22 protein-coding genes are annotated in these 22407 nt (G+C 63.5%); 10 read left to right on the plus strand and 12 right to left on the minus strand.

Going from position 1 to position 22407, the window contains the following annotated elements; all coding sequences use genetic code 11:
* Nucleotides 1-220: 220 nt before the first annotated feature.
* Nucleotides 221-1015 (minus strand): precorrin-4 C(11)-methyltransferase, encoded by a 795-nt coding sequence (cobM, locus tag CKO27_RS11160; RefSeq protein WP_200374970.1) that lies wholly within the window; start codon nucleotides 1013-1015, stop codon nucleotides 221-223.
* Between the two features lie 215 nt (nucleotides 1016-1230).
* On the opposite strand from cobM, the gene tcuA reads away from it, so the two are divergent.
* From tcuA to CKO27_RS11175, 3 genes are read left to right on the plus strand one after another with little or no spacing between them, the layout of a single operon-like run.
* Nucleotides 1231-2613 (plus strand): FAD-dependent tricarballylate dehydrogenase TcuA, encoded by a 1383-nt coding sequence (gene tcuA / locus CKO27_RS11165; RefSeq protein WP_200374971.1) that lies wholly within the window; start codon nucleotides 1231-1233, stop codon nucleotides 2611-2613.
* Nucleotides 2600-3703 carry a tricarballylate utilization 4Fe-4S protein TcuB gene (gene tcuB / locus CKO27_RS11170; RefSeq protein ID WP_200374972.1) on the plus strand — a complete coding sequence of 368 codons (1104 nt, stop codon included), beginning with the start codon at nucleotides 2600-2602 and terminating at the stop codon, nucleotides 3701-3703. The genes tcuA and tcuB overlap by 14 nt, the downstream gene beginning before the upstream one ends.
* A gap of 13 nt (nucleotides 3704-3716) precedes the next feature.
* Nucleotides 3717-7172 carry an EAL domain-containing protein gene (locus CKO27_RS11175; RefSeq protein ID WP_200374973.1) on the plus strand — a complete coding sequence of 1152 codons (3456 nt, stop codon included), beginning with the start codon at nucleotides 3717-3719 and terminating at the stop codon, nucleotides 7170-7172.
* A gap of 138 nt (nucleotides 7173-7310) precedes the next feature.
* On the opposite strand, the gene CKO27_RS11180 is transcribed toward CKO27_RS11175, so the two are convergent.
* Both CKO27_RS11180 and CKO27_RS11185 read right to left on the minus strand, forming a co-directional pair.
* Complete coding sequence (locus CKO27_RS11180; RefSeq protein ID WP_200374974.1) at nucleotides 7311-8339, minus strand: PilZ domain-containing protein; 1029 nt, start codon at nucleotides 8337-8339, stop codon at nucleotides 7311-7313.
* Between the two features lie 415 nt (nucleotides 8340-8754).
* Nucleotides 8755-9654: a methyltransferase domain-containing protein gene (locus CKO27_RS11185; protein ID WP_200374975.1), complete on the minus strand. Its 900-nt coding sequence runs from the start codon at nucleotides 9652-9654 to the stop codon at nucleotides 8755-8757.
* A 194-nt stretch (nucleotides 9655-9848) separates the two neighbouring features.
* On the opposite strand from CKO27_RS11185, the gene CKO27_RS11190 reads away from it, so the two are divergent.
* Together CKO27_RS11190 and CKO27_RS11195 are read left to right on the plus strand one after the other, a co-directional pair.
* The gene (locus CKO27_RS11190; RefSeq protein WP_200374976.1) at nucleotides 9849-10397 is read left to right on the plus strand and encodes a cytochrome b; all 549 of its coding nucleotides are present in this window, start codon (nucleotides 9849-9851) and stop codon (nucleotides 10395-10397) included.
* Between the two features lie 68 nt (nucleotides 10398-10465).
* A complete protein-coding gene (locus CKO27_RS11195; protein WP_200374977.1) occupies nucleotides 10466-11215 on the plus strand; it encodes a cobalt-precorrin-6A reductase in 750 nt (249 codons plus the stop codon).
* Nucleotides 11216-11314: 99 nt separating this feature from the next.
* Here the strand turns inward: CKO27_RS11195 and CKO27_RS11200 are convergent, their stop codons facing one another.
* The 7 genes from CKO27_RS11200 to CKO27_RS11230 all read right to left on the minus strand — a co-directional run bounded on the left by CKO27_RS11200 (nucleotide 11315) and on the right by CKO27_RS11230 (nucleotide 16295).
* Nucleotides 11315-11677: a CZB domain-containing protein gene (locus CKO27_RS11200; protein WP_200374978.1), complete on the minus strand. Its 363-nt coding sequence runs from the start codon at nucleotides 11675-11677 to the stop codon at nucleotides 11315-11317.
* A gap of 30 nt (nucleotides 11678-11707) precedes the next feature.
* Nucleotides 11708-12160 (minus strand): hypothetical protein, encoded by a 453-nt coding sequence (locus CKO27_RS11205; RefSeq protein WP_200374979.1) that lies wholly within the window; start codon nucleotides 12158-12160, stop codon nucleotides 11708-11710.
* 138 nt (nucleotides 12161-12298) lie between these two features.
* Nucleotides 12299-12661, minus strand: a complete 363-nt coding sequence (locus CKO27_RS11210; protein ID WP_200374980.1) for a roadblock/LC7 domain-containing protein — start codon at nucleotides 12659-12661, stop codon at nucleotides 12299-12301.
* A 271-nt stretch (nucleotides 12662-12932) separates the two neighbouring features.
* On the minus strand, nucleotides 12933-13565 hold the full coding sequence (locus tag CKO27_RS11215; protein ID WP_200374981.1) for a hypothetical protein: 633 nt from the start codon (nucleotides 13563-13565) through the stop codon (nucleotides 12933-12935).
* A gap of 4 nt (nucleotides 13566-13569) precedes the next feature.
* Nucleotides 13570-14109 carry a GTP-binding protein gene (locus CKO27_RS11220; protein WP_200374982.1) on the minus strand — a complete coding sequence of 180 codons (540 nt, stop codon included), beginning with the start codon at nucleotides 14107-14109 and terminating at the stop codon, nucleotides 13570-13572.
* Between the two features lie 31 nt (nucleotides 14110-14140).
* On the minus strand, nucleotides 14141-15337 hold the full coding sequence (locus tag CKO27_RS11225; protein ID WP_200374983.1) for a hypothetical protein: 1197 nt from the start codon (nucleotides 15335-15337) through the stop codon (nucleotides 14141-14143).
* A gap of 202 nt (nucleotides 15338-15539) precedes the next feature.
* The gene (locus tag CKO27_RS11230; RefSeq protein ID WP_200374984.1) at nucleotides 15540-16295 is read right to left on the minus strand and encodes a type IV pilus assembly protein FimV; all 756 of its coding nucleotides are present in this window, start codon (nucleotides 16293-16295) and stop codon (nucleotides 15540-15542) included.
* 752 nt (nucleotides 16296-17047) lie between these two features.
* On the opposite strand from CKO27_RS11230, the gene CKO27_RS11235 reads away from it, so the two are divergent.
* The 5 genes from CKO27_RS11235 (at nucleotide 17048) to CKO27_RS11255 (ending at nucleotide 21249) form a co-directional block, all read left to right on the plus strand.
* Nucleotides 17048-17878 (plus strand): adenylyl-sulfate reductase, encoded by an 831-nt coding sequence (locus CKO27_RS11235; RefSeq protein WP_200374985.1) that lies wholly within the window; start codon nucleotides 17048-17050, stop codon nucleotides 17876-17878.
* A gap of 39 nt (nucleotides 17879-17917) precedes the next feature.
* Nucleotides 17918-18400, plus strand: coding sequence for an adenylyl-sulfate reductase subunit beta (gene aprB / locus CKO27_RS11240; protein WP_200374986.1), 483 nt, complete (start codon nucleotides 17918-17920; stop codon nucleotides 18398-18400).
* A complete protein-coding gene (gene aprA, locus CKO27_RS11245; protein WP_200374987.1) occupies nucleotides 18400-20262 on the plus strand; it encodes an adenylyl-sulfate reductase subunit alpha in 1863 nt (620 codons plus the stop codon). The genes aprB and aprA overlap by 1 nt, the downstream gene beginning before the upstream one ends.
* 111 nt (nucleotides 20263-20373) lie before the next feature.
* A complete protein-coding gene (locus CKO27_RS11250; protein ID WP_200374988.1) occupies nucleotides 20374-20724 on the plus strand; it encodes a hypothetical protein in 351 nt (116 codons plus the stop codon).
* A gap of 15 nt (nucleotides 20725-20739) precedes the next feature.
* Nucleotides 20740-21249, plus strand: a complete 510-nt coding sequence (locus tag CKO27_RS11255) for an FKBP-type peptidyl-prolyl cis-trans isomerase (RefSeq protein ID WP_200374989.1) — start codon at nucleotides 20740-20742, stop codon at nucleotides 21247-21249.
* Between the two features lie 114 nt (nucleotides 21250-21363).
* On the opposite strand, the gene CKO27_RS11260 is transcribed toward CKO27_RS11255, so the two are convergent.
* Entirely contained in the window at nucleotides 21364-21675 is a 312-nt protein-coding gene (locus CKO27_RS11260) for a hypothetical protein (RefSeq protein WP_200374990.1), read from the minus strand.
* Nucleotides 21676-22089: 414 nt separating this feature from the next.
* A complete protein-coding gene (locus CKO27_RS24245; RefSeq protein ID WP_207280741.1) occupies nucleotides 22090-22251 on the minus strand; it encodes a hypothetical protein in 162 nt (53 codons plus the stop codon).
* Between the last annotated feature and the right edge of the window lie 156 nt (nucleotides 22252-22407).

The following is a 22407-nucleotide window of genomic DNA, read 5'->3' on the forward strand; positions in this document are numbered from 1 at the left end:
ATAGCGTGCGGGGCGACGACTCTCGCCTAACGACTGGCGGACAATGGCGGAGACCATCCATGACACCCACGCGACCAAGGCAGCACGACGGTCCGGCGAAGTGCGCGAATATACAACCGGCGGACAAGCCGTTCGGGGAACTCGATCACAGAAATGGCAGCCCTGCCGGCCGCGACGAGGCGCTGTTCGGATCTCAGGCAACGACCTCGCGCGGCCGGGATCAACCGCCGGAGTCCGGGGTCTCGCGCGCTGGACGGAAGCGGCGCGGGAAGGCGGCGTCATAGAGTTTGGAGGGTTTGGTGTCGCGCTGGGCGCGGGCGCCGAGGGCCGGGCTGACCAGAATCAGGGCCTGGCGATCGACCCTGGCCTCGCGGCAGCGCGCGGCGATGTCCTCCAGGGTACCGCGCAGCACCAGCTCCTCATCGGGCCAGGTCGCCTTGTGCACCACCACCACCGGCGCCGTCGATGCCCAGCCCGCCTCGACCAGATTGGCGACCACGTTCTCGATACGCTCGATGGAGAGAAAGATGCAGAGGGTGCAGCCATGGGCCGCCAGCGAGACCAGCGACTCGCGTTCCGGCATCTGGGTACGCTCGGACAGCCGGGTGAAGATGACGGTCTGGGTGATTTCGGGCAGGGTGAGACACTCGCCGGCCGCCGCCGCCGAGGCCATGGCCGAGGACACCCCAGGCACGATGCCGACCGGGACGCCGGCCGCGTCCAGCGGTCGGGCCAGCTCGGCGAGCACGCCATAGAGCGTCGGATCGCCGGTTTGCAGACGCACCACGGTGTCGTGGCGTTGGGCGCGATCCAGCAGCCAGGCGGTCACCTGCTCCAGGTCCATCGACTTGGAGTCGGCGATCTCGCACTCACTGGAGGCCGATTGGAGGACCGTTTCGGCCACCAGCGAGCCGGTATAGAGGATGGCCCCGGCCTCGCCCAGGAGGCGGGCGCCGCGCACCGTGATGAGATCCGGCGCGCCAGGTCCGGCCCCAATGAACCAGACCTTACCCATGGTCGGCCATCCGGAGCGCGCTGGCTCGACCGAGGATCGCTGATGAAGACTCTTGCATGGCGCGGTCGTCCTTTCGTATGGTGACTGGAATAAAGCCGAGTATTTTTGTAATCCAAGTCAGCCCTTGTCAAACCTATCCGCCGCTTCCCTTCCGATCCCATCGCCCCGGCCTCGGGCCGCTGGCCGGCCTGTCTCCCAACGCGGGCGATCCTGAAATGACCGAGCCGGACGTCCTGGTCATCGGCGGCGGCACGGCCGCCCTCTGCGCCGCCATCTCGGCGCGCCGTCTCGGAGCCTCGGTGCTCCTGGCCGAGCAGGCGCCCAAGGGATTGCGCGGCGGCAATACCCGTCACTCGCGCAATCTGCGGATCCGGCACGAATCGCTCACGCCGCTCTCCAGCGGTCCCTATCCGGAGGAGGAATTCTGGTCCGACCTCTGGCACGCGACCGGCGGGACGTCCGATCCGACCCTGGCGCGAATCCTGGTCCAGCGCTCGGCCGAGGCGACGGACTGGCTGGCCAACGCCGGCGTGCCCTTGCAGCCGACCTCCAGCGGTGTGCTGCCGCCATCGCGCAAGACCGCCTTCCTGCTCGGTGGCGGAACGACCATGCTGAACGCCCTCTATGCGACGGCTAAGCGGCTCGGCGTCGAGATCCGCTATGGAGGCGAGGTCCGCGATCCGAGGATCGCGAACGGGCGTCTGGAGCGCCTTTTGTATCAAGACGCGGGCACCGCCCGAACCCTGGCTCCGCGCGCCGCGGTCGCCTGCTGCGGCGGCGGCCAGGCGAACCGCGACTGGCTGCGCGCGCACTGGGGCGAGACGGCCGACGGCTTCATCAATCGCGGCACGCCCTTCGCCAGCGGCGAGATCCTGGAGGCCCTGCTGCGCCAGGGGGCGCGGGCGGTCGGCGATCCCAAACGCGCCTATCTGGTGGCGGTGGACGCGCGCTCCCCCGCCGACGATGGCGGCATCGTCACCCGGATCCGCTGCATGCCGGAGGGGATCGTGGTCGACGCGAACGGACGACGCTTCCGTGACGAGGGCGGTGACACCGCCTCGACCCGTTACGCGATCTGGGGCCAGCGTCTGGCCGACTGTCCCGGACAGATCGCCTACCTGATCCTGGACGCTCGCGGCCGACGCGCGGCCCCGCCCTCGCTCTATCCACCGATCGCGGCCGAGACCATCGAGAGGCTGGCGGCCCGCTTGGGCATCGACCCCGGATCGCTCGCGGCCACCCTCGCCGGCTATAACGCCGCCACGCGAGCGCCGGACGCGGGCGCGGACGAGGCCGACTGGCGGACGTTCGACCTGGATCCGCCCAAGTCCCGCCAGGCCCGGCCGCTGATCGAGCCGCCCTTCGCGGCCTATCCGATGCGTCCGGGGATCACCTTCACCTATCACGGTGTCGCCGTGGACGCCCAAACCCGCGTGCGGCTTCGCGACGGCGGGGTCATCGAGAATCTGTTCGCGGCGGGCATGATCATGGCGCCCAATCTCATGGGCCGAGGCTATCTCTCCGGTCTCGCGCTCACCATTGGGGTCGTGTTCGGACGTATCGCCGGCGAGGAGGCGGCCCGTCATGCCGGTGGATGAGTCGCTCGCCGAGAGCCGCCGGGTGCTCGAGATCTGCAACGCCTGCGGCTACTGCAACGGCTTCTGCGATGTCTTCGAGTCCGCCGAGCGCCGCCCGACGCTCAACGAGGCGGATCTCGTCCATCTGGCCAATCTCTGTCACGCCTGCCGCAACTGTTTCCATGGCTGCCAGTACGCGCCGCCGCATCCCTTCCTGGTCAATGTCCCGCGCAGCCTGGCGCGCACGCGCTACCGGAGCTATCTCGCCCACGCCTGGCCAGCGGCCTTGTCCGGCCTGCTCGCCCGCCAGGCCCTGGCCGCGCCCCTGATCGCGCTGGGCGCGATCGCGCTCCTGGTCGGGCTGGTGCTGGTGCTGGTGCCCCCGGAGGTGCTGTTCGCCAGCCAAGCGGGGGCCGGCGCCTTCTATCGGATCCTGTCCTGGGAGGCGATGGTACTGCTGGGAGGGCTACCGCTCGGCTGGTCGGTGCTGGCTATCGGCCTGAGTCTGCGCCAGTATTGGCGCCTCACCAGGACAGAGGGCGCCCCGCTCTCGACGCGAGCCATCGGAGCGGCGCTGCGCGACATCCTGGTCCTGCGCAACCTGCGTGGAGGCGGCCCTGGCTGCAACGACCTTGACGATCGGTTCTCGCATGCGCGCCGCCGGCTCCATCACGCCATGCTGCATGGCTTTCTGCTCAGCTTCGCCGCGACAGTGACCGCGACCCTTTATCATCATCTGCTCGGCTGGGAGGCGCCCTACCCCCTGCTCAGCGCGCCGGTGCTGCTCGGCACCCTGGGCGGCATCCTGATGAGCCTCGGCGCCGTCGGGCTCGCCTGGATGAAATGGCGCGCCGATCCCGAGCCGAGCGCGCCCGAAACCCGGGGCCTGGATCTGGCCTTTCTCGGCCTGCTGTTCCTGGTCGCGGTCACCGGACTGGCGCTGCTCGTCTGGCGCGAGACGGCGGCCATGGGGCTGCTGCTCGCCATCCATCTCGGGAGCGTCCTGGCCTTCTTTCTGCTGCTGCCCTACAGCAAGTTCGTTCACGCGGGCTATCGCGCCATCGCCCTCTTGATCGAGGCGATCGAACATGCGGCCGTTTCCAGGCAATAGGCCCGGACAGGCCATGCCGACCCCATCGCTCGTCACGGCTCTGTCCTGGAAGACCTTCGCCATGGCGTTGGCCACCATCGGTCTCTGTCTGCTGGTGGTCGTCCTGTTCGAGCTTCAGACGCTGAAGCATGAAACCTCGGCCCTTCGCGCCCAGTACCTGGAGCAACAAAGCGAGCGTCTAAAGCAAAACGTGCGCCTAGCAATCGCCTTCGCGCGCCAGCAAAGGCAACGGAACATCCAGGCCACGGGTGACGGGGCCTCGCCATTGGACCAGCAGGCCGAGACGCAAGCCGAGGTCCTGGCCTGGTTCGACCAGCTTCGGTTCCAGGATGGAACCTATCTCTTCGCGGGCCGGTGGGACGGACTGTCGCTGGCCGGTCCGGCGAAGGGCCAGAACATGCTGGAGACCACCGACGCGAACGGCAAGAAGATCGTGCGCGAACTCATCGAGAAGGCGCGCCAGGGCGGCGGCTTCGTGGACTATGTCCTGCCGCCGTTTCCGAACCAGCGTTCGGCGCTCAAGCTGAGTTATGTCGAGGCGATCGAGGAGTGGGGCTGGTACGTCGGGGCGGGGGTCTTCATCGACGAGATCGAGCAGTCGCTCACCGCCCTGAGCCGGGACATGCGCCGCCGTCTCCAATTTGAACTGGCCACCATCGGCGGATTCTTCGCGACCATCGTCGCCTTCGCCTCGTTCTTCGCGCACCGTCTGGCGCACCGGACGCACGCCAACACCCTGGCCTTCGTCCGTTATTTCGAACAGGCGGCCGAGGCCGACGCGGACATCGACCCGGCCGGCATGGCCTTCAGTGAGTTTCGGACGATCGCCCAGGCCGCGACCGCCATGATCCGCAAGCGCCGGCAAGCGGAACAGGCGCTGCGAGTCAGCGAGGCGCGCTTTCGCACCCTGGTCGAGGTCAGTCAGCACTACATCCAGGAAATCGACACCCAGGGCCGGATTCAGTACGCCAATCCGGCCTCCCGCACCCTGCTCGGGCTTACCCTGGACGAGTTGATCGGTCGCAACCTCGCCGAGCTGCTGCCCGAGGAGGAACGGGAAGACCTGCTCCGCGATCTCCAGACCTTCGCCATCGAACAGCCGGCGCCCCGGACCTATTACAACCGGAACATCACCGGCGACGGCCGTCTCATCGACGTCGAGGTGGAGTGGAACTACAAGCGCGACGAGGACGGACGGGTGATCGGCTTCGTCAGCATCGCCAAGGACATCACCGCTTACCGCCGCGCCCGTCTCCTGCTCGACGGCCGCAACCGGGTGCTGGAGATGCTCGCGCGCGGTCGGCCTCTGACCGATAAGCTGCTGGCGATCGTCGACTATATCGAGCGCATCGCGCCCCACGCCCTCTGCTCCATCCATCTGCTCGATCGCGACAGCCAGACCCTGCATACGGCCGCGACGCGGCGACTGCCCGAGCACTACACCCAGGCCGTCGAGGGCGTGCGGGTCGGCCAGGGCGTCGGCTCCTGCGGGACCTCGGCGGTCACCGGACAGCATGTGATCGTCGCGGACGTCCTGACGCACCCCTACTGGTCCGACTACCGGGAGCTGATGCTCCAGACCGAGCTGCGTGCCTGCTGGTCCCAACCCATCGTCGGCCACGATGGACAGGTTCTGGGCACCTTCGCCATCTATGCGACGCAACCCGCGGAGCCGGAGCAGGCGGACCTGGAGCTGATCGAGTCAGCGGCCGAGCTGGCCGCCATCGTCATCGAGCACGACCGCGCCGAGGTCGCGATCCGCCAGGCGGAGGAGCAAGTCCGCCTCTTGCTGGAATCCAGCACCGAAGGCATCTTCGGTCTGGATCTCGCGGGGAACATCACCTTCATCAACCCGGCCGCCGCCGCGCTGCTCGGTTTCGAGTCCGAGGCGCTGATCGGTCACCCGGCCCATCCCCTGATTCATCATTCGCGGACCGATGGCACGCCGCTTCCACCCGAGGAGTGCGCGATGCTTTCCGCGGCACGGCGCGACGAAAACCGCCATGTCGTCAATGAGGTGCTCTGGCGCAAGGACGGCAGTCGCCTCCCGGTCGAATACTGGGCCACCCCGATCCGGCGCGACCAGCGGATCGAGGGCTCGGTGGTCACCTTCCACGACATCAGCGCTCGCCAGCGCGCCGAGGCGGAGATCCAGCACCTCGCCTTCCACGACAGCCTGACCGGACTGCCCAACCGCCTGTTGTTCAAGGAAGAGCTGCACCAGGCGCTGGCCGGTCTGCGGCGCGAAGGTCAGCGTTTCGCCCTGCACATGCTGGATCTGGATCATTTCAAGGATGTCAACGACAGCCTCGGTCACCCGGTGGGCGACGAGCTGTTGCGCGCGGTAGCCGATCGCCTGGGCTCGATCATCCGCGGCACCGATATCCTGGCCCGTTTCGGCGGCGATGAATTCGCGCTGCTACAGGGACGGATCCAGGAGATCGCCGACGCGGGCCTGCTGGCCGACAAGATCGTCGAAGGACTCGGCCGTGAATTCCAGTTGAAGGGTCTGCGGATCGGCATCAACACCAGCATCGGGATCGTGATCGCCGACCATGACGACCAGGACGTGGATGAGCTGATCACCCGGGCGGACGTCGCGCTCTACAAGGCCAAGGAAGCCGGACGCGGCACCCACGCCTTTTTCGAGGACTCCATGACCCAGCAATTGAAGCGGGAAATGGAGCTCTCACGCGAACTCGCCCAGGCGATCCAGCACCAGGAATTGTTCCTGGAGTACCAGCCCCAGTTCGATCTCAATCAGGGGCATCTGGTTGGGATGGAGGCCCTGGTGCGCTGGCGTCACCCCAGGGATGGCGTGAGGCCTCCAGGCGACTTCCTCCCGGTGGCCGAAAAGCGCGGACTCATCCGCGGGCTCTCCGATTGGGTGCTGACCGAGGCCTGCCGGCAAGGCCAGCGGTGGACCGCCCGGGGTCTCGATTTCGGCCGGATCGCGGTCAATCTCTGCGCCCAGCAGGTCGGCGACGCCGCCTTCGGCGACAATATTCTCGACGTCCTGAAGAGAACCGGCGCGCGCCCCGAGCATCTGGAGCTCGAGTTCACCGAAACCGTGCTGATCGAGGCCGACGCGCGCACGCAGTCCGACATCGTGCGTCTCTCCGAGCTGGGGATTCAGTTCGCCATCGACGACTTCGGCACGGGCTTTTCCTCGCTCCAGTACCTGCGCAAATTCCGCACCGACAAGATCAAGATCGATCGCGAATTCATCCAGGACGTCGTGCATGACGCCGGTGACGCCGAGATCGTCAAGGCCACCATCGCCCTGGGAACGGCCCTGGGCCTGATCACGACCGCCGAGGGCGTGGAAACCGAGGATCAGGCCGAGTTTCTGCGCCGGCACGGCTGCCATCATGTTCAGGGCTATCTCTACGCCCGCCCGCTCCCGGCCGGCGAGATCGAGCAGGTGATTTTCCAGGAAACCCTGTACCCGCGATCCGCCCCGTCATAGACAGGATTAACAGGATTTCACAGGATTGACAGGATTTTTAAAGCTCTGTTTTTAATCCTGTAAATCTTGAAGAATCCTGTTAATCCTGTCCAATGCCGAAGCTTTCGGTCGGGTAACCTAATAGCCAACCCCCGCCGTCTAGGAACCACCGAAGATGGGTGGATGGCTGTCGGCCTCCAGGCGCCCATAGGCCTGATCGTGGACATCCCCCAGCAGACTCAATTCCTCCCAGGCCTCCGAGGGCCAGCCGCCGGAGTGGAAACGCTCGCCCAGGGTCAACTCGCGAAAGAGCATCCCGAACGTCTCGACATCGCCCCAGCCCAGGGTCAAATAACTGAGTGCCTCGGGGAAATCGAGCTCAAGCGTGCAGCGTAGGGGGCTGGCGAGGGGAGGCTTTCGGCTAGGCTCGGGCGACACGGGAGCCAGGGATCGCGGCGCCCCTTTCGGCAACGCCGGGGCCTGACCCGCGTCGGACAATTGCCCGAGGAGAAACTGGATGAGCTTTTCGAGCGCCTCCTTGGGATGCTCGAACGCCAGGGTCACGTCATGGAGTGGGACGGCGTCAAATCCGGTAATGCTGGTGGGTTTCACCTCGACCACGCGCGCCCTGAGCCGAATGCCGGACCATTGCTCGGTCCCCGCCAGTGAGAAGCACAGGCTTTGGTTATAGGCGTAAGCCTCGAAAACGGTGAGGCTGTGACGCCCGGAGGCGATCGCCGCCAGGATCCGACGCAGTTCCTCGGTGTCATTGGCGTTCACCTCAAGCTCCCTGACCAACTCGGTCGGCCCGACCTTGTCCACTGGAGCCAGCGTATCCCCTAACGTCTTGAGCAGTCGCTCCAGCCGCGACTGACCGCGCGGCGAAAGGCTGGCGAAGCGGGCACCGACCAAGAGCCGGCCATCCTGCAACACCTTGGTTCGCAGGATGGCGGCCAGAACGTTGATCGCTTCACCCTGCCGCCAGGGCAGGACGATGCGCAAGGAGCGCGTGGCCAACGGCAGCGGTTGCGAGAGGGTGAACAGGATCCCGCCCCAGGACAGATCCCGAGTCAGCGCGATCAACGGCTCATCCAGGCCGCGCACCAGTACCTTGACTGGAATCTCCACGCGGATACGCACTTGGGTACGTCGCTCTGAGGCGGCGGCGTCTTGGGGTAATCGAGTCATGCTGTCGGTCGCCATGGACTGGCCATGCCATCAAAGGCAACGGGAGGTGGCCTTGGCCGTGAGTAAGGAGGCACTCGCTCGCGATCCATGCGCGGCGCTTGGTCGTGCGTCCTGCCTGTACCTCCCAAGCGGCCCACTCTCCCACGGACCCAGGGACGCTGACAAGGCGCGAGCGACCCAGTCACCATGGATCCCGTCTTTAACCCTAGCAGCCCTGCTCAGGCAATCCCATTGAGATACCTATGGTTTTTACCTGGAACCCGGCATCCAGGATCGGGCTCGAAATTCTTGACCCGGCCTCCTGGCCAGCGCGGCGTCGCTTCGGTTCGCGCGGGTCAGGAATCCATCCGACAGGGATGAGGTATCGAGATGAAGATTTCTCACCCCAACTCCTCACCGTTGGGAGGGGTAGGAATCACTCCGACTTGACCGCCGTCGCCAGCACGTAATCCAACCCCCGGTAGACGCTCGCGGCGTCGAAGCGCAACGCGACTCGTGCCGCCAGTCGGGCGATCGGATGAAGCCGTCGCACACTCTCGGGATGCCGGGCCAGATAACGGTGCAGGGGCGCGTAAACGTCCTCGCGGATCGATTCGATCCGGATCCGCTCGAACCCACGCAAGGCCAGTAGCGCCTGATAGTGGGGCCGCATGTAGGCATTGGCCGGCGGGATCGCGAACTTGCTGGCCACCAGCCACCAGGAGAACCGCTGCTGAAGCCGCGCGATCCACCCGCCCGCCTTCGGCATGGGGAGGATGTCCGCCGTGACCAGTCGCCCGCCGGGTCGCAGGACGCGCCAGGCTTCGCGAAAGAAATCCTCCCGAGTGTCGAAATGGAAGGCGCATTCGAGCGCGACCACCAGATCGGCGGAATCGCTCTCGATCGGCATCTCGGTCGCCGAACCCAGACGCAGATCGATGCGCTCCGTCAGACCCGCCTCGGCGACCCGACGCTGGGCGACGGCAACCTGCGAGGCCGTGATATTGAGACCGATGATCCGCTCCGGGGCGCGTCGGCGCGCCCAGAGGATGTCCTGATCGCCGAAGCCATAGCCGACATCCAGCACCCGGTCGCCCTCGCTCATCCCGCCAGCCTCCGCCACCCGCATGACCAGCGCCTCGCAGGCGTCGTCCAGATCGCTCGCCTCGGGCCAGTAGCCCAGATTCAGATAGAGGCCGCGCTCGGTTGGGGAGCGGGTCGAGAGCAGGTCGTAGACAGCCACCACGCCGCGTCGCTGGAAGGGATTGATCAGCCAGTCGAGGTAACCCAGGGCCGCCTGAAGGGGGCTGCGGGGAGACGGGGTTTCTTGGCTCACGACAGGTATCTCCTGGGATATCGAAGGGAACGGAGCGCGTGCGGCACCGCGCCGACAGCCTAACCGGAATCCGCGGATCGCTTGCGTTAAATCATGTCGGTCGGACCCGCGGCGTTTAAGATAGCGCGGCGGTCCTCACTGGACCGTTCGCTCCCACCTCCGTCCATCCCAGCCCACATCGCCAGGAGACGAATTTGACCAACAACCGCTATACCCTGATCCAACGACTGCTGCACTGGCTAATCGCCCTGCTCGTCCTCGGACTCCTCGCCGCCGGTCTCGCCTTCTGGGCGCTCGGCTACGAGGGTCTCGTCAAAATGCTCGGCGAGGAAACGACCGGCCAGCTCTTCACGCTGCACAAGAGCCTCGGCATCCTGGTGCTGCTGCTGACGGTGTTCCGCCTCATCGTCAGGGGCCAGTCGCCGGCTCCGGCCTATGACCCGCCGCTCGGCATGATCGAGCGCCTGGTCGGCGGCGGCATCCATCTGCTGCTCTACATCTTATTGATCGGACTGCCGATCGGCGGCTGGCTCGCGACCGCCGCCTCGGGTTATCCGGTCCAGTTCTTCTCCGTGAATCTGCCGGGCCTGATCGGAGAAAACAAGGAGCTGGGCGCCATGCTCTTCTTCTATCACGGCATCGGCGGTCTGGCCGTCGGCGTGCTGGTCCTGGTCCATATGGCCGCCGGACTCAAGCACTGGAAACTGAAGGATGGGATCATGACCCGTATCAGCCTGCCCTGATCGCTCCGCCCGGCCAGGGATGGCCGGATCGTTCCGCCCCCGCCCTCCTCCACGACGAGATCCACCGCGTGAAACCCAGCCTCCTCATCCTCGGCGGCACCACGGAGGCTTACGCCCTCGCCGACGTGCTGGCGGCCCGTGACGACCTGCGACTCATCAGTTCGCTCGCCGGACGCACGACCAATCCCCGGCTACCGGCCGGAGAGACCCGTATCGGCGGCTTCGGCGGTCCGGAGGGACTCGCGACCTATCTGCGCGAGCAGGACATCCGCGCGGTCATCGACGTCACCCATCCCTTCGCCTCCCGGATGGGCTGGAACGCCGTCGAAGGCTGCCGAAGCGCCGATGTTCCGCTTCTGAGACTCGAACGTCCCGCCTGGATGCCGGAACCGGGCGACCGCTGGGAATCGGTCGAAAGCTGGGGGCGCGCCGTCGAGGTTTTGCGCCAGGGCGAGGCGCGGCGCGTGTTGCTGGCGGTCGGCCGACAGGAGTTGGACCACTTCGCCGGACTGGACGCGATCTGGTTCCTGATCCGTCTCGTGACCCGGCCCGACCCACTCCCAGCCTTTCCATCGGCCGAATGGCGGCTGTCACGCGGCCCCTTCGATCTGGCCGACGAGCGCGCCCTGCTCGACACCCAGGCCATCGACACCATCGTCTGCAAGAACAGCGGCGGCGAGGCCACCGCCGCCAAGCTGATCGCCGCGCGCGAGCGGGGTATCCGGGTCATCATGCTCCAGCGCCCGGCACGACCCAGGATCGCGATGGCCGCGACGGTCGCGGAGGCCCTCGGGTGGCTCGATGGGATCTTGGGGTAGGATGGGAACACTTCGACTACAAAGCTTGGGCCTTGGAGCGTACAGGATGGGCATCGCTGCGTTCTGCCCATCCTACGTCGCACCCGATCGGCCCTCGGCTCAACCCTTCGCCGCCTTATCCAGGGCGAGCAGGGTGTCCACCAGGGTCACGGACAGGCTCAGCATCTCCGTGACCGCGGCCTTGGACCCGGCGGCATCACCGGCCTGCTGCTTCGCGATGGCCTCGTGGCTCGCCTGGTGGAAGCGCTCGTGGGGCGCCATTAGGGAATCGAAAAGCGCCTTGGCCTCCGGACCCGCCGATTCCGCCTCCTCTGGACCCGATCCATAGAGCCACTTGCCGAGTTTGCAGTCGTGAAAGTCGGTCCCGGCAAAATCGCCCCTGCCGTCGAGCCTGGCCTGGATCTTGTTGAGATACTGTATGTGGTCGTTCAGCCGAAACAGAAAGAAAGCCTTGCCTTCCATCGCGTCACCTCGCCCATGCCGTATGAGACATCATCGGGGAATCGCCCGCTCGTGACAGATGCCGCGGGCGTCTTCGCGCGCGAGCAACTGGACCTGGACCTTCTGGCCGGTCAGGCGGTAGAGGGTTTCTTCCACCAGCCCGAATCCGAAGTAGCAGATGGCCTGCTGCCCGCATGGCTGGCCGCTGCTCTCGGTATACCGAGCGAAGGCGCAGTTCTCGAACGCGATGTCGTAGGAGCCGTCGTCGTTGCGCCGCGTGAGCGTGAAGCTTCCAAAACCCTCTAGCGAAGCGATGCCCTCTTGCATGAGGCGCGCGGTTTCCTCGAAGGAAACGTTCTCGGGCAGATTGGGCCAGGCCGCCTGACTGGCCTGCTTGCCCGCCTCGCGCATGGTGATCCTGGCGCCCGTGCCCATCATGAAGGTGACGGCATTGGAGATGGAGGCGATGACGGTTTGCTGGGGCGACAATTCTTTGTCGTTCATGAATGAACTCCGTTCCACCCGCCCTCGAAGGGGCTGGTGCCGATGATTCCAGGGTAGGCCAAAGGATGGCTCGGCGACTCGCGCCAGACCTCGCGCCGCCAAGACGCGAACCAATCCGGCCGGCTCTTCGCCGTCGCTTCAGATCAGCTTGCTGATCTGCTCCGCGGCGCGCTTCACGTCGAGGAAGATCAGACCCAGCTTGGCATTGGGCTTCGCCATGACGGTAACCACGGCGTCATGGCCGGCATAGGTCATCAGCACATAGCCCTTGGCACCTTTGATCAGAACCTGCTCCAGCTCGCCGCGGGCCAGTTCCTGGGCCGTGCGGTCACCGAGGGACAGCATGGCGGCGCTCATGGCGCCCACGCGATCCTCGTCCATCCCGGCGGGAAGCTGCGAGGCCATCATCAGACCGTCGGTGGAGATGACGCCAGAGGCCTCGATATCGGCCGAGGTGCCGTTGAGCTCTCCGAGCACGGAGTTGAGCATGTCAGCGCGCATTGTGATTCTCCTTAGGTTTGAGTCCCGGCAAGGGTCTCTGGTGGTAAATGCCGGAGCCGGGGCGGCCAGAGCCATCCGTCCGCCGCTCCCGGTGATTTGGGATATTTGACCCTAGAAAGAGCCGTCAGCCGTCAGCGATCCGCCTCCAACCGTGGTATGGCCGAGGTGTTCGCTTCTTGCGGACTTCACCCAATGGGTGAGCCTCGGCCGGTCTCGGTCAATGGCCAGGTGGCTGATTCCCAATAGCTGGCGGCTGGAAGCTCTTTTTAGGTTAACGCGCATAACGCTTGCTCAGCGCCCAGGTCAGGTCGGTGAATGCCGGCTGATTGAGGCGCGGCACGCCGCCGATGATGAGCACGAACCGCTGGTCGGCGATGTACAGCGGCCAGAAGCCCGCCTGGCTGTTGCCCGCGGCATCCACAAGCGCCCAGGCGCTGGTGCCCAGCCCCATGTTGCGCTTGAGCAATCCGCGGTGGCGCTCATAGAGGGACGCGAGGTCCGCGCTGGCGGCCGCGAGTTCCACCGCCGTCTCGTGATTGAACCCAGTGGCGGCCACGTAGAACCCCTGGCCGTCGGCGAGTAGCGCCTTGCGGCTCGACGACAGGGGTTCGAGCAGACCTGGAAGCAGATCCTCGAGCGCCCCTTGTGGCGCGGGCCGAGGCTCCGCGAAACCCTCGACCCAGCCGAGGGTCTGAAGGTGGTAGAGCAGATCCAGCGCCTCGTTCTCGGTTTCCGCGCCCGCCCACTCGACCAGGGCCGGCAAGGATAGCCGATGGCTGATTTCGGTAACGAGCAGACGCCGCAAGAGCCGGCGTGGCGGTTCCGGCTCCGGATCGGCGACGCTGTAGAAAGCGCCGCCGGGCGAGGGAAGGACGAACTGGTGATCGAGCAGGCGGTAACGCATCGGCTCACCCCGCTTCCAGTCCAGGATCGAGGGCGAAGAACAGCGCCTCAAGGAGCAGGATGACGTCCGAGCGCTTGCGCGCATCGACCTCGAAGACCGGAACCACCAGTCCAGCGCGGCTCAGGCAATCGTGATAGCTGGCGAGCCGCGACTGGGGTCGGAGGTCCGTCTTGGTGATACCCACGGCCAACTGCGTCTTGCGGATGAAATCGCCAAAGGCATTCATGAAGAACTCCAGGTCGCCGAGCGGATTCGGGCGCGAGTCATCCAGCAGCAGGACTAGCCCCAAGCCGCCTTCGGTGAGGATGCTCCACATGAAGTCGAAGCGCTCCTGACCGGGCGTCCCGTAGAGATGGACCTTCTCGCCACCTTCGAGCTTCATCAAGCCGTAGTCCATGGCCACCGTGGTGGTGGGCTTCATGGAGCGGGTCATGTCGCTGGCCCGTGCGTCCGTCGAGATGGCGGCACCATCGCTGACAGAGGCGATGGCGGTCGTCTTGCCGGCCCCGACAGGCCCGGTGAAGATGATTTTATGGTCTGGCATGGGCGCTGTTCTCGTTGGCTCTTGATCCAGTCTATTTGTGCAGATGGGACAGGATCCGCTGGAACAGCCCCCTTTTGGCAAGCACCCTGGACATCGCCGGGACGGCCACGTCCGACTCCGTTGTCTTCTTCCGCTTCACGGCCGAGCGCTCGACCAGATCGAGCGCCTCCGCCGCGGAAAAGAAGGCGAAGACGAAGCGCTGCGGAATCTTCAGCGTCCGCGCGGCGGTGATCAGTGAGATCGGTTCCCGCGACAGCAGCGCGGTGATGCGCACGGCGTTGGGGCATACCGCCAGGCGGGTGAGATTCGGCCACCGCTTGAGTCTGATTTCCGCCCCGAGATCGGTCCCGACCGGCACACGCCCGCGCGAGGCGAGCAGGGCCGAGGTCCACAGCAGCGCATCGAGCGGCCATAACCGCTCTGGTGGAAGGCCCACCAGGTCGACATCCTCGACAAAGCGGACCTTGCCCTGCTCCTCGGCCAGGGGGATACCGGCCAGACTGCGCAGTTGGCACTGCTGGAGCTCGATCACCGCCTGCCCAAGGTGGGGCAGGATGGTGATCGCGCCGTGCTTGAGCTCCAGCCGAGCCGGTCGATTGGCGCTTCTCGCGAGCTTGACGGCATGCGAGAGCCGGCCGATCAGATAGGCATCCGGATCGAACTGGGCCTTGGCGACCTGCTCCCGGTCGCTCGGATCGATGTCCGGAGCCGAGCCGATGAAGGTCTTGGTATCGCGTTCCGCCAGCCTCTGTCCGACATTCCCCAGTAGTGCGGACGCGGCGACGCCCTCCTCTCTTACCGGCCGCGGGGACGGGATCTCTCCTTTCGGGCTCGACGGCTCTGACCCCGACTTCGTGTCGCCCCCGACCCTCGGCGGTATCAGCGCTCCACCGAGGGGTCTCCGCTGGCCGTTTCCCGGAGTTCCCGCGTCACCCTGGATATGGTCCGCGAGCACCGTCAGGGCCGAGACGAGTTCTTCCGGCCTCATGGGCTTGCGCACGAACCGCGTCGTCCCTTGGGTGTCGACCTCGTTCATCGAGAGAAGGATCATGGGCCGGTCGGGGTTGGCCTCCGAGTGCCTTGCCCAGAGGTCGCGGCCGCCATGGCGGTCGAGGTCGATCATGCACAGACTCGCCTGCTCGGCCTCCACGAGCACGAACCGGCCATTCAGCCGGTTCTTGAAGAGAAGCTCGATGGCGTTTCGCGCGCGCGGGTCGAAACCGAGCACGGCGACCGCGCAAGGGCTTGACCCGGTGCTAACTTTCGCGCCGACCGTCGAGCCTGGGCCGGTTGGCCTGATCCTCCCCAGCATGTTGTCTATCCACTCTGTCGCGAGCATCGGTAAGTTCCTTTCTAATCGACCGTGCGGTGCGACGGGCGATGGTTAATGGATCGTTGGGCGATGAGCTCGCCAGGCTTGGGCCAGCTTGTCAGTCGAGGGGTTCTCGATCCCTTATCGGCCTGCCATGACCCAGGGCCGCCGCGGTTTCCGCCCAGATGTCGGACACAGGGTCGCGCGCGACATCCAGTCGCGACCACATGACGAGGAGGCTGTCGAGATCCTGGGAGGCTTGGTAGATCTCCAGGAGATCCCGGTGCAGATCCACGCGCCAGGGCTCGCTCAAGAGCGCGGCCTCCAACAGCTCGCGCGCTTCCTGGACTTGTCCGTATTCCAGATAGCTTCGGGCCTCATCGAGAGGATCCAGCAACGTGGCGGCCTGAGTGTCCAGACGTTCGACCAGATGCCGGCCCCCGCGCGTCCCCCGGCCAAGCATGGAGGCCGAGGCGATCGGGATGGCATCCGCCGCATGCAGCCCATTACCGAGCGCGCGCAGGAGCGCCTGGTACTGTCCGCGATCCAGAAGATGCTTCGTGGCATCCAGCATTCTGTGGCGCAGTGACAGACCCCTGGCCCCGAGGGCGATGAAGAGATCCACCAGGGCGCCGTAGCTATCGCCGGCGCTCGCGTCGGCGATATTGACGTGGATGCGCTGCACATGGGTCCGCAGATCTCCTGGCTCCCGAGCGACCTGGTGCGCCAGGAAGTCACGCGGAGCCTTGTCGTCCGTCGATGGCTCCAGCCCCAGTTTGTTGACCTTGGACAGAACGAACGCAAGTTCGGCGCGCGTCGGAAACCTCTGTCCGACCGCAGGTCCATTCTCCTCGATGGCCTCGATGACATTCATGATGTTGCTTCCGAAACCTGGCCGGATGTTCGGGGTTTTATTGTGTTCATCAAGCCTCCGTCAGTGTTGGCGAGACGAACTAAGTGCTTGAAACGGCATGCGCGATGCGCGCGGATATCCCTTTGGTCAACCAAAAAACACCATTCGTGTCTGCATCGGGGATTATCGTACAGACACGGATTGAGTTGGACCGTGACCGCCGTCCCGAATCTCAACCGCGGTGGAGTGGCCGATCGGCTCCAAATCCATATCCTCTCGGTGGTGCCGCCACACACCAAATGAGTCTCGAATTGACCGACCTTTACGACCTTACAAAACATTGACTTCGAGCAGCGCGGTCGGCGCACCATTGCTGGATGATCCCAAATCGCGCTCTACGAAAAGAACGGTGCACGCGAGACCTTTTCTCGTGCTTGGCTTAAGATTCATGGTCAGGAGCGTGGCGTTGGCCCCCGCGATACCCCTCGGGTCGATCCGTCGCCAAGGTTGCGTGCAATGCACCGCGAATGTTGGCTAAGATGTACGTGGTTATCTATGAGTAGTAGATAATACACTAAGAAATATTAAGAACGTTTCGCATTCACGCGGAGGACTCAAGAAATCCAAGAAAGCGATCGGCTCCGCCAGTGCGGCCATGCGCCAACCGAGGGATGTTTTTGCCGCACCGCATAACTCGGATCCGTGAAGCGACTGATTCCAGAGCACTAAAGGCGCTCAAGCCGTAAGGTAATCCCCAACAGAGGACAGCTCTCATGATTGCCAGCAATCCCTTCGCCGAGCTTTCGGCTCTCATCCCACCTGCCGTGATGCAGGCCTACGTCGTCCTGATGATCCTCCTGGTCATCGGCGGCACGCTGCTCGACGTCATGCACAAGAAAAGCGCGAAGTACTTCTTCGAGAAAGGACAGACGCTCAAGAAGCTCGCCAAGCGTGAAGTCAAGAGCGCGGAGAAGATCAGCATCGCCCTCGGCACGATTGCGAACGAGGTCTTGGCCTCGGGCGAGTTCGACAACCCGCAGCGGCGTCAATCCCACCTGCTCATCATGTACGGCTTCGTCATCTTCGTGGTGACCACCGCGCTTCAGATTTTCGGCCTGCCGACCGCTGAGGGCGAGACCTCGATCTTCGTACCCCTGCTCTGGCACCTCGGCGCGCTGATGGTCTGTATCGGTGGCTACTGGTTCTGGTTCAAGATCCGCGTCGACGTGCGCTCCGAAGGCCACCAGTGGTATGACGTGCATCTCTCCGATCTATTTATCGTTTCACTGCTGTTGACGGTGACCTTCGCGCTGGCTTGGTCCTTGCTGAACTCGGTGATCGCGCTGGTCATCTTCATCGCCGCGGCCACCACGCTGTTCAGCACCGTCTTCTGGTCGAAGTTGGCGCACATGTTCTACAAACCCGCGGCCGCGTTCCAGAAGAAGGTTGCCAAGGCGGATGGTTCGATGGACAAACTGCCCGAGCTGCCCGAGCTGACGGATCCTGTCGTCAGGGAACGCTATCCGGATATCCCGGAGTACATGGGCGACAACCCGCCGTACATGGGGCTTGGTATCAAGCGCGAAACTCCGAACCACTACTGATCTTGATTCAATGAATCGAGTCACGAAGAGGAATAGAAGATGCCGACTTTTGTCTATATGACCCGCTGCGATGGTTGTGGCCAATGCGTTGATATCTGCCCTTCGGATATCATGCATATTGATACGACCATAAGGCGCGCCTACAACATCGAGCCCAATATGTGCTGGGAGTGCTACTCCTGCGTCAAGGCTTGCCCGCATAATGCGATCGACGTGCGTGGCTACGCGGACTTCGCCCCGCTTGGCCACTCGGTACGCGTGCGCCGTGACGAGGAAAAAGGTGTCATTGCCTGGCGGATTATCTTCCGTAACGGCAAGAAAGACATGACGCTGCTGGCGCCGATCACCACCAAGCCCTGGGGGAAGCACATTCCCAAACTCGCGGACGAGTCCGCGCCCAGCCAGGCGATGCGCGACAGCCAGTTGTTGTTCAACGAGCCCAAGTATGTCCGCCTCGATGACGGTGACCTGCACACGCTCAAGTCGAATGGCCTGAAGATGAAAAAAGGAGTGTCCTACTGATGGCTTACAAGACAATCATCGAAGACGGTATCGACATCCTCGTCGCCGGGGCTGGCTTGGGCGGCACGGGCGCCGCCTTCGAGGCCCGCTATTGGGGTAAGGACAAGAAGATCGTCATCGCCGAGAAGGCGAACATCGATCGCTCCGGCGCCGTGGCGCAGGGTCTATACGCGATCAACTGCTACATGGGTACCCGTTTCGGTGAAAATAACCCGGAAGACCATGTCCGTTACGCGCGCATCGACCTGATGGGGATGGTTCGCGAAGACCTGCTGTTCGATATGGCCCGTCACGTCGACTCGGCCGTGCATCAGTTCGAGGAATGGGGCCTGCCCCTGATGCGCAATCCGAAGACGGGGGCGTATCAGCGTGAAGGGCGCTGGCAGATCATGATTCACGGTGAGTCCTACAAGCCGATCGTCGCGGAGGCGGCGAAAAAATCGGCTGACAAGGTCTTCAACCGAGTCTGTGTCACGCACCTGCTGATGGATGAAAGCAAGCCAAACCGCGTGGCCGGCGCGGTCGGCTTCAATGTGCGGACCGGCAACTACCATGTGTTCAAATCCAAGACGGTCATCGTGGCCGCGGGCGGCGCCTCGAACATCTACAAGCCGCGCTCGGTGGGTGAAGGCGCTGGTCGTGTCTGGTACGCGCCCTGGTCCTCGGGGTCGGCCTATGGCTTGCTGATTGGTGCCGGCGCCAAGATGACCCAGATGGAGAACAGGATCGTTCTGGCGCGTTTCAAGGACGGTTACGGTCCGGTTGGCGCCTACTTCCTGCACCTCAAGACCTATACGCATAACGGTCTCGGCGAGGAGTATGAATCCAAATGGTGGCCGCAACTGCAGGAAATGGTCGGCAAGGAATATCTGGATCCGGAGGTTTCGCACAGAACCCATCGACCCATACCGACCTGCCTGCGAAACCATGCGCTGATCAGTGAGGTCAATGCCGGGCGCGGTCCGATCCATATGGTGACCATGGAGGCCTTCCAGGATCCGCATCTCGAAGAGATCGGCTGGCACAACTTCCTCGGGATGACCGTCGGGCAGGCCGTGCTGTGGGCCGCGACCGACGTCGACCCGAAGAACGAGAACCCGGAGCTGACCACGTCCGAGCCTTATGTCATGGGCTCTCACGCGACCGGCTGCGGCGCCTGGTGCTCGGGTCCGGAGGATGTCTCGCCGGCGGAGTATTTCTGGGGCTACAACCGGATGACCACGGTCGAGGGTCTGTTCGGTGCCGGTGACGCCGTTGGTGGCACGCCGCACGCCTTCTCTTCCGGCTCCTTCACCGAGGGTCGTCTTGCGGCAAAAGCGGCCTGTCAGTACATCGACGACGGCAAGGCCGAAGGGATCCGTGTCTCCGACGAGCAGATCAATCGCCGTCGGGAAGAGATCTACAAGCCGTTGGAGCATTACAAGATCTACCGGAACGAGATCACGGCCGGTTCGGTCAACCCGAACTACATCAACCCGCGCCAGGGCCTGGATCGCCTGCAGAAGCTGATGGACGAGTACGCCGGTGGTGTCACGGTCAGCTATATGACCAACGAGAAGCTGCTGAACATCGGTCTGAAGAAAATGAAGATCATGGAAGAGGATCTTGAGAAGATCGCCGCGGAGAACATCCACGAGCTGCTGCGTGCCTGGGAGCTGAAGCATCGTCATCTCACCTCCGAGGCCGTCATTCAGCACACCCTGTTCCGCAAGGAAACCCGATGGCCGGGCTACTACTACCGTGGTGACGCGATGAAGGTGGACGACGAGAACTGGCATGTGCTGACGGTGTCTCGCCGTGATCCCAAGACGGGTGAATACACCATGGAAAAGGCGCCTTTGTATCACCTCGTAGAGGCGTAGGATCAAGCTCGTCTTGAGACGTGGGGCCCTTGGTGGATTCGGGGGCCCCGCCTTTTTTTCAGGGCTGTGCATCCGCGACGCTAGTGCGCGGGCGATTGACGGCGATGTGAAATGAACATTATCGATAAGACCGACGAAGAGATACTCGCAATCGCGCATCCCATGTGGAATGACCTCATCAAGTATTCCAATCAGGGCCAGTACGGCAAGTTCATCCGGAAGTTCTCCTACGACTTGCTGCTTGGCTTGAACGAGGTCGAAATGGGCAAGCAGTTCGCGCACAGCGATCTGGCACGCAACCTGGTCGAGGAAAGCGACTTTCTTGGGTTGATCAGACGTGGCCAACATGTGACGGTTCTCTACCGAGTCCGGAGCAAAACGCGGGAAGGCGAGTGGCTGGGGAGAATGGTCCTCGGCTACGAGAGAGGGGAAGCGCGGGTTTTCGCCGCATCGATCTTCTGATCCATGAAACAGGCTATGAAACAGATCATTGAAGACAACAAATTCGTCGAGCTGACCTATCGGATCGTGGATCAGAAGACGGGGGACGTCCTGACCGCCGTGGAATTTCCCCTGGGTTATGTTCATGGTCGCAACGAGGTGCTGTCGCCACGGGTCATGGATGAGCTGGAGGGGAAGTTGGCGGGAGATGCGATATCGGTTCCGATCGACTGCACGGATCTCTATGGCTGCAGGGACGAGTCGCTGGTCATCACCGACCTGATCGAAAACGTCCCCGAGGAGTACCGGGAAGTGGGTACGCGCATTGTCATGGAGAACGACAAGGGCCAGACCAAGAGCTTTCTCGTCACCCGAATGGACGACAGGATGCTGACCATCGATGGAAACCATCCACTGTGCGGCAGGAAGGTCGTGTTCGAGCTCGAAATCCTGAGCGTGCGCGATGCGACCGATGAAGAGATCATCGCGGGCGGCAAGGTTGAAAGGGGGCCAGACCTCGGTGGACTTCCAACCAGACCGATCTGATCGAGTTCCTCTCCGATTGGACGAAAGCGGGCAATTCGCCGCGCCTGTCCCTCGACCGAGATCATTGCCCACGCGCGGCCCAGGGCGCGCGTGCGGTTGGGATCCTGGGGCTTGCTAAGTGTAAAACAGCTTCTTCATGGCGCCATATACCTGCTCATAGGTATATGAGTTTTCACCCCAATGGATGAGATTATCGTCGTCGGTGCGAAACGTTAAATACGGATGCACCTCTAAACCATCAACCTCGATCCCTGCCAGATCGTCAATGACACCGGCAATGCTCAAGGCAATACTTGCCGTAAGATCTTCCAGCTTCTCTTGCTCCACACCAGCTTCTTGGAGCTTGACTTTGATCCTTTCAACAATCTCGGCAGTGAAAATCGCTTGCCGCGCGCCGAATTCCGAGTGCGCCAACGTCAGTTTCATTTTCGATACCTTGGCGGTCCGCTATGTCAGGGAGTTCTCTCGACTCGGGATGGATGAGGTATTCACATGCAAGTTCATGCACTCGAATTTCCGCGGCACCGCGTCCGTTGTAGTTCGCGATTGATCAATACCGTGGCGCGATGCTTGATGAAAGTCGTCTAGTATCTCGTTCCGCTTAAATCTTGCTCGACGGGTGTCGATTGGCACTTCACAACCGACCAGGCCCGTATCAAGCTCAAGCGCCTCTATCCGAAACCTAAGGGGGAATGAGGTACCAGGGGGAGCGTTGAATAGCGCATTGTCTGCGTGAGGCGGGGGACAGTTAGACGGTGCGAGAAGCCCGTTTTCCGCATCTGGGTAGGCTTGGGGCCAAGCGACCGCGCGAACGTTTCACGTTCACGCGGTCACGCGCATTTAGGGACGCTTCGGGGTCTGATATTCGACCTCTTTTTGGAACTTATCCCAAATGACATCGTATCCGACAAACCCTTTTTCATTGGGTTGCTTCTGACGAGTCACGATAAATCGGCTGTGGCCGTCGGGAACGTTGGGACGGGTTTTTTCTTGCTCGCTCATAAAGAAACCTTTATTTTCAATGATTTAGCGCTTTTCACAACTCTTAAGGTGTCTACCGCGGAACAGATTGGACAGAAATAACGCGGCGGCGCGACGCTGTCAAGCCTTTGTCGGGAGACGGCCAGGACGAACTCAATCAGGGCGGGCGGGCACGCT

It is taken from the genome of Thiocystis violacea (assembly GCF_016583575.1).
GTDB lineage: Bacteria > Pseudomonadota > Gammaproteobacteria > Chromatiales > Chromatiaceae > Thiocystis > Thiocystis violacea.

Excerpts from the sequence above, each read along its gene's own strand:
- cobM (WP_200374970.1), bottom strand. The coding sequence starts at position 1,015 with ATGGGTAAGGTCTGGTTCATTGGGGCCGGACCTGGCGCGCCGGATCTC.
- tcuA (WP_200374971.1), top strand. The coding sequence starts at position 1,231 with ATGACCGAGCCGGACGTCCTGGTCATCGGCGGCGGCACGGCCGCCCTC.
- tcuB (WP_200374972.1), top strand. The coding sequence starts at position 2,600 with ATGCCGGTGGATGAGTCGCTCGCCGAGAGCCGCCGGGTGCTCGAGATC.
- CKO27_RS11175 (WP_200374973.1), top strand. The coding sequence starts at position 3,717 with ATGCCGACCCCATCGCTCGTCACGGCTCTGTCCTGGAAGACCTTCGCC.
- CKO27_RS11180 (WP_200374974.1), bottom strand. The coding sequence starts at position 8,339 with ATGACTCGATTACCCCAAGACGCCGCCGCCTCAGAGCGACGTACCCAA.
- CKO27_RS11200 (WP_200374978.1), bottom strand. The coding sequence starts at position 11,677 with ATGGAAGGCAAGGCTTTCTTTCTGTTTCGGCTGAACGACCACATACAG.
- CKO27_RS11205 (WP_200374979.1), bottom strand. The coding sequence starts at position 12,160 with ATGAACGACAAAGAATTGTCGCCCCAGCAAACCGTCATCGCCTCCATC.
- CKO27_RS11210 (WP_200374980.1), bottom strand. The coding sequence starts at position 12,661 with ATGCGCGCTGACATGCTCAACTCCGTGCTCGGAGAGCTCAACGGCACC.
- CKO27_RS11215 (WP_200374981.1), bottom strand. The coding sequence starts at position 13,565 with ATGCGTTACCGCCTGCTCGATCACCAGTTCGTCCTTCCCTCGCCCGGC.
- CKO27_RS11220 (WP_200374982.1), bottom strand. The coding sequence starts at position 14,109 with ATGCCAGACCATAAAATCATCTTCACCGGGCCTGTCGGGGCCGGCAAG.
- CKO27_RS11230 (WP_200374984.1), bottom strand. The coding sequence starts at position 16,295 with ATGAATGTCATCGAGGCCATCGAGGAGAATGGACCTGCGGTCGGACAG.
- CKO27_RS11235 (WP_200374985.1), top strand. The coding sequence starts at position 17,048 with ATGATTGCCAGCAATCCCTTCGCCGAGCTTTCGGCTCTCATCCCACCT.
- aprB (WP_200374986.1), top strand. The coding sequence starts at position 17,918 with ATGCCGACTTTTGTCTATATGACCCGCTGCGATGGTTGTGGCCAATGC.
- aprA (WP_200374987.1), top strand. The coding sequence starts at position 18,400 with ATGGCTTACAAGACAATCATCGAAGACGGTATCGACATCCTCGTCGCC.
- CKO27_RS11250 (WP_200374988.1), top strand. The coding sequence starts at position 20,374 with ATGAACATTATCGATAAGACCGACGAAGAGATACTCGCAATCGCGCAT.
- CKO27_RS11255 (WP_200374989.1), top strand. The coding sequence starts at position 20,740 with ATGAAACAGATCATTGAAGACAACAAATTCGTCGAGCTGACCTATCGG.
- CKO27_RS11260 (WP_200374990.1), bottom strand. The coding sequence starts at position 21,675 with ATGAAACTGACGTTGGCGCACTCGGAATTCGGCGCGCGGCAAGCGATT.
- CKO27_RS24245 (WP_207280741.1), bottom strand. The coding sequence starts at position 22,251 with ATGAGCGAGCAAGAAAAAACCCGTCCCAACGTTCCCGACGGCCACAGC.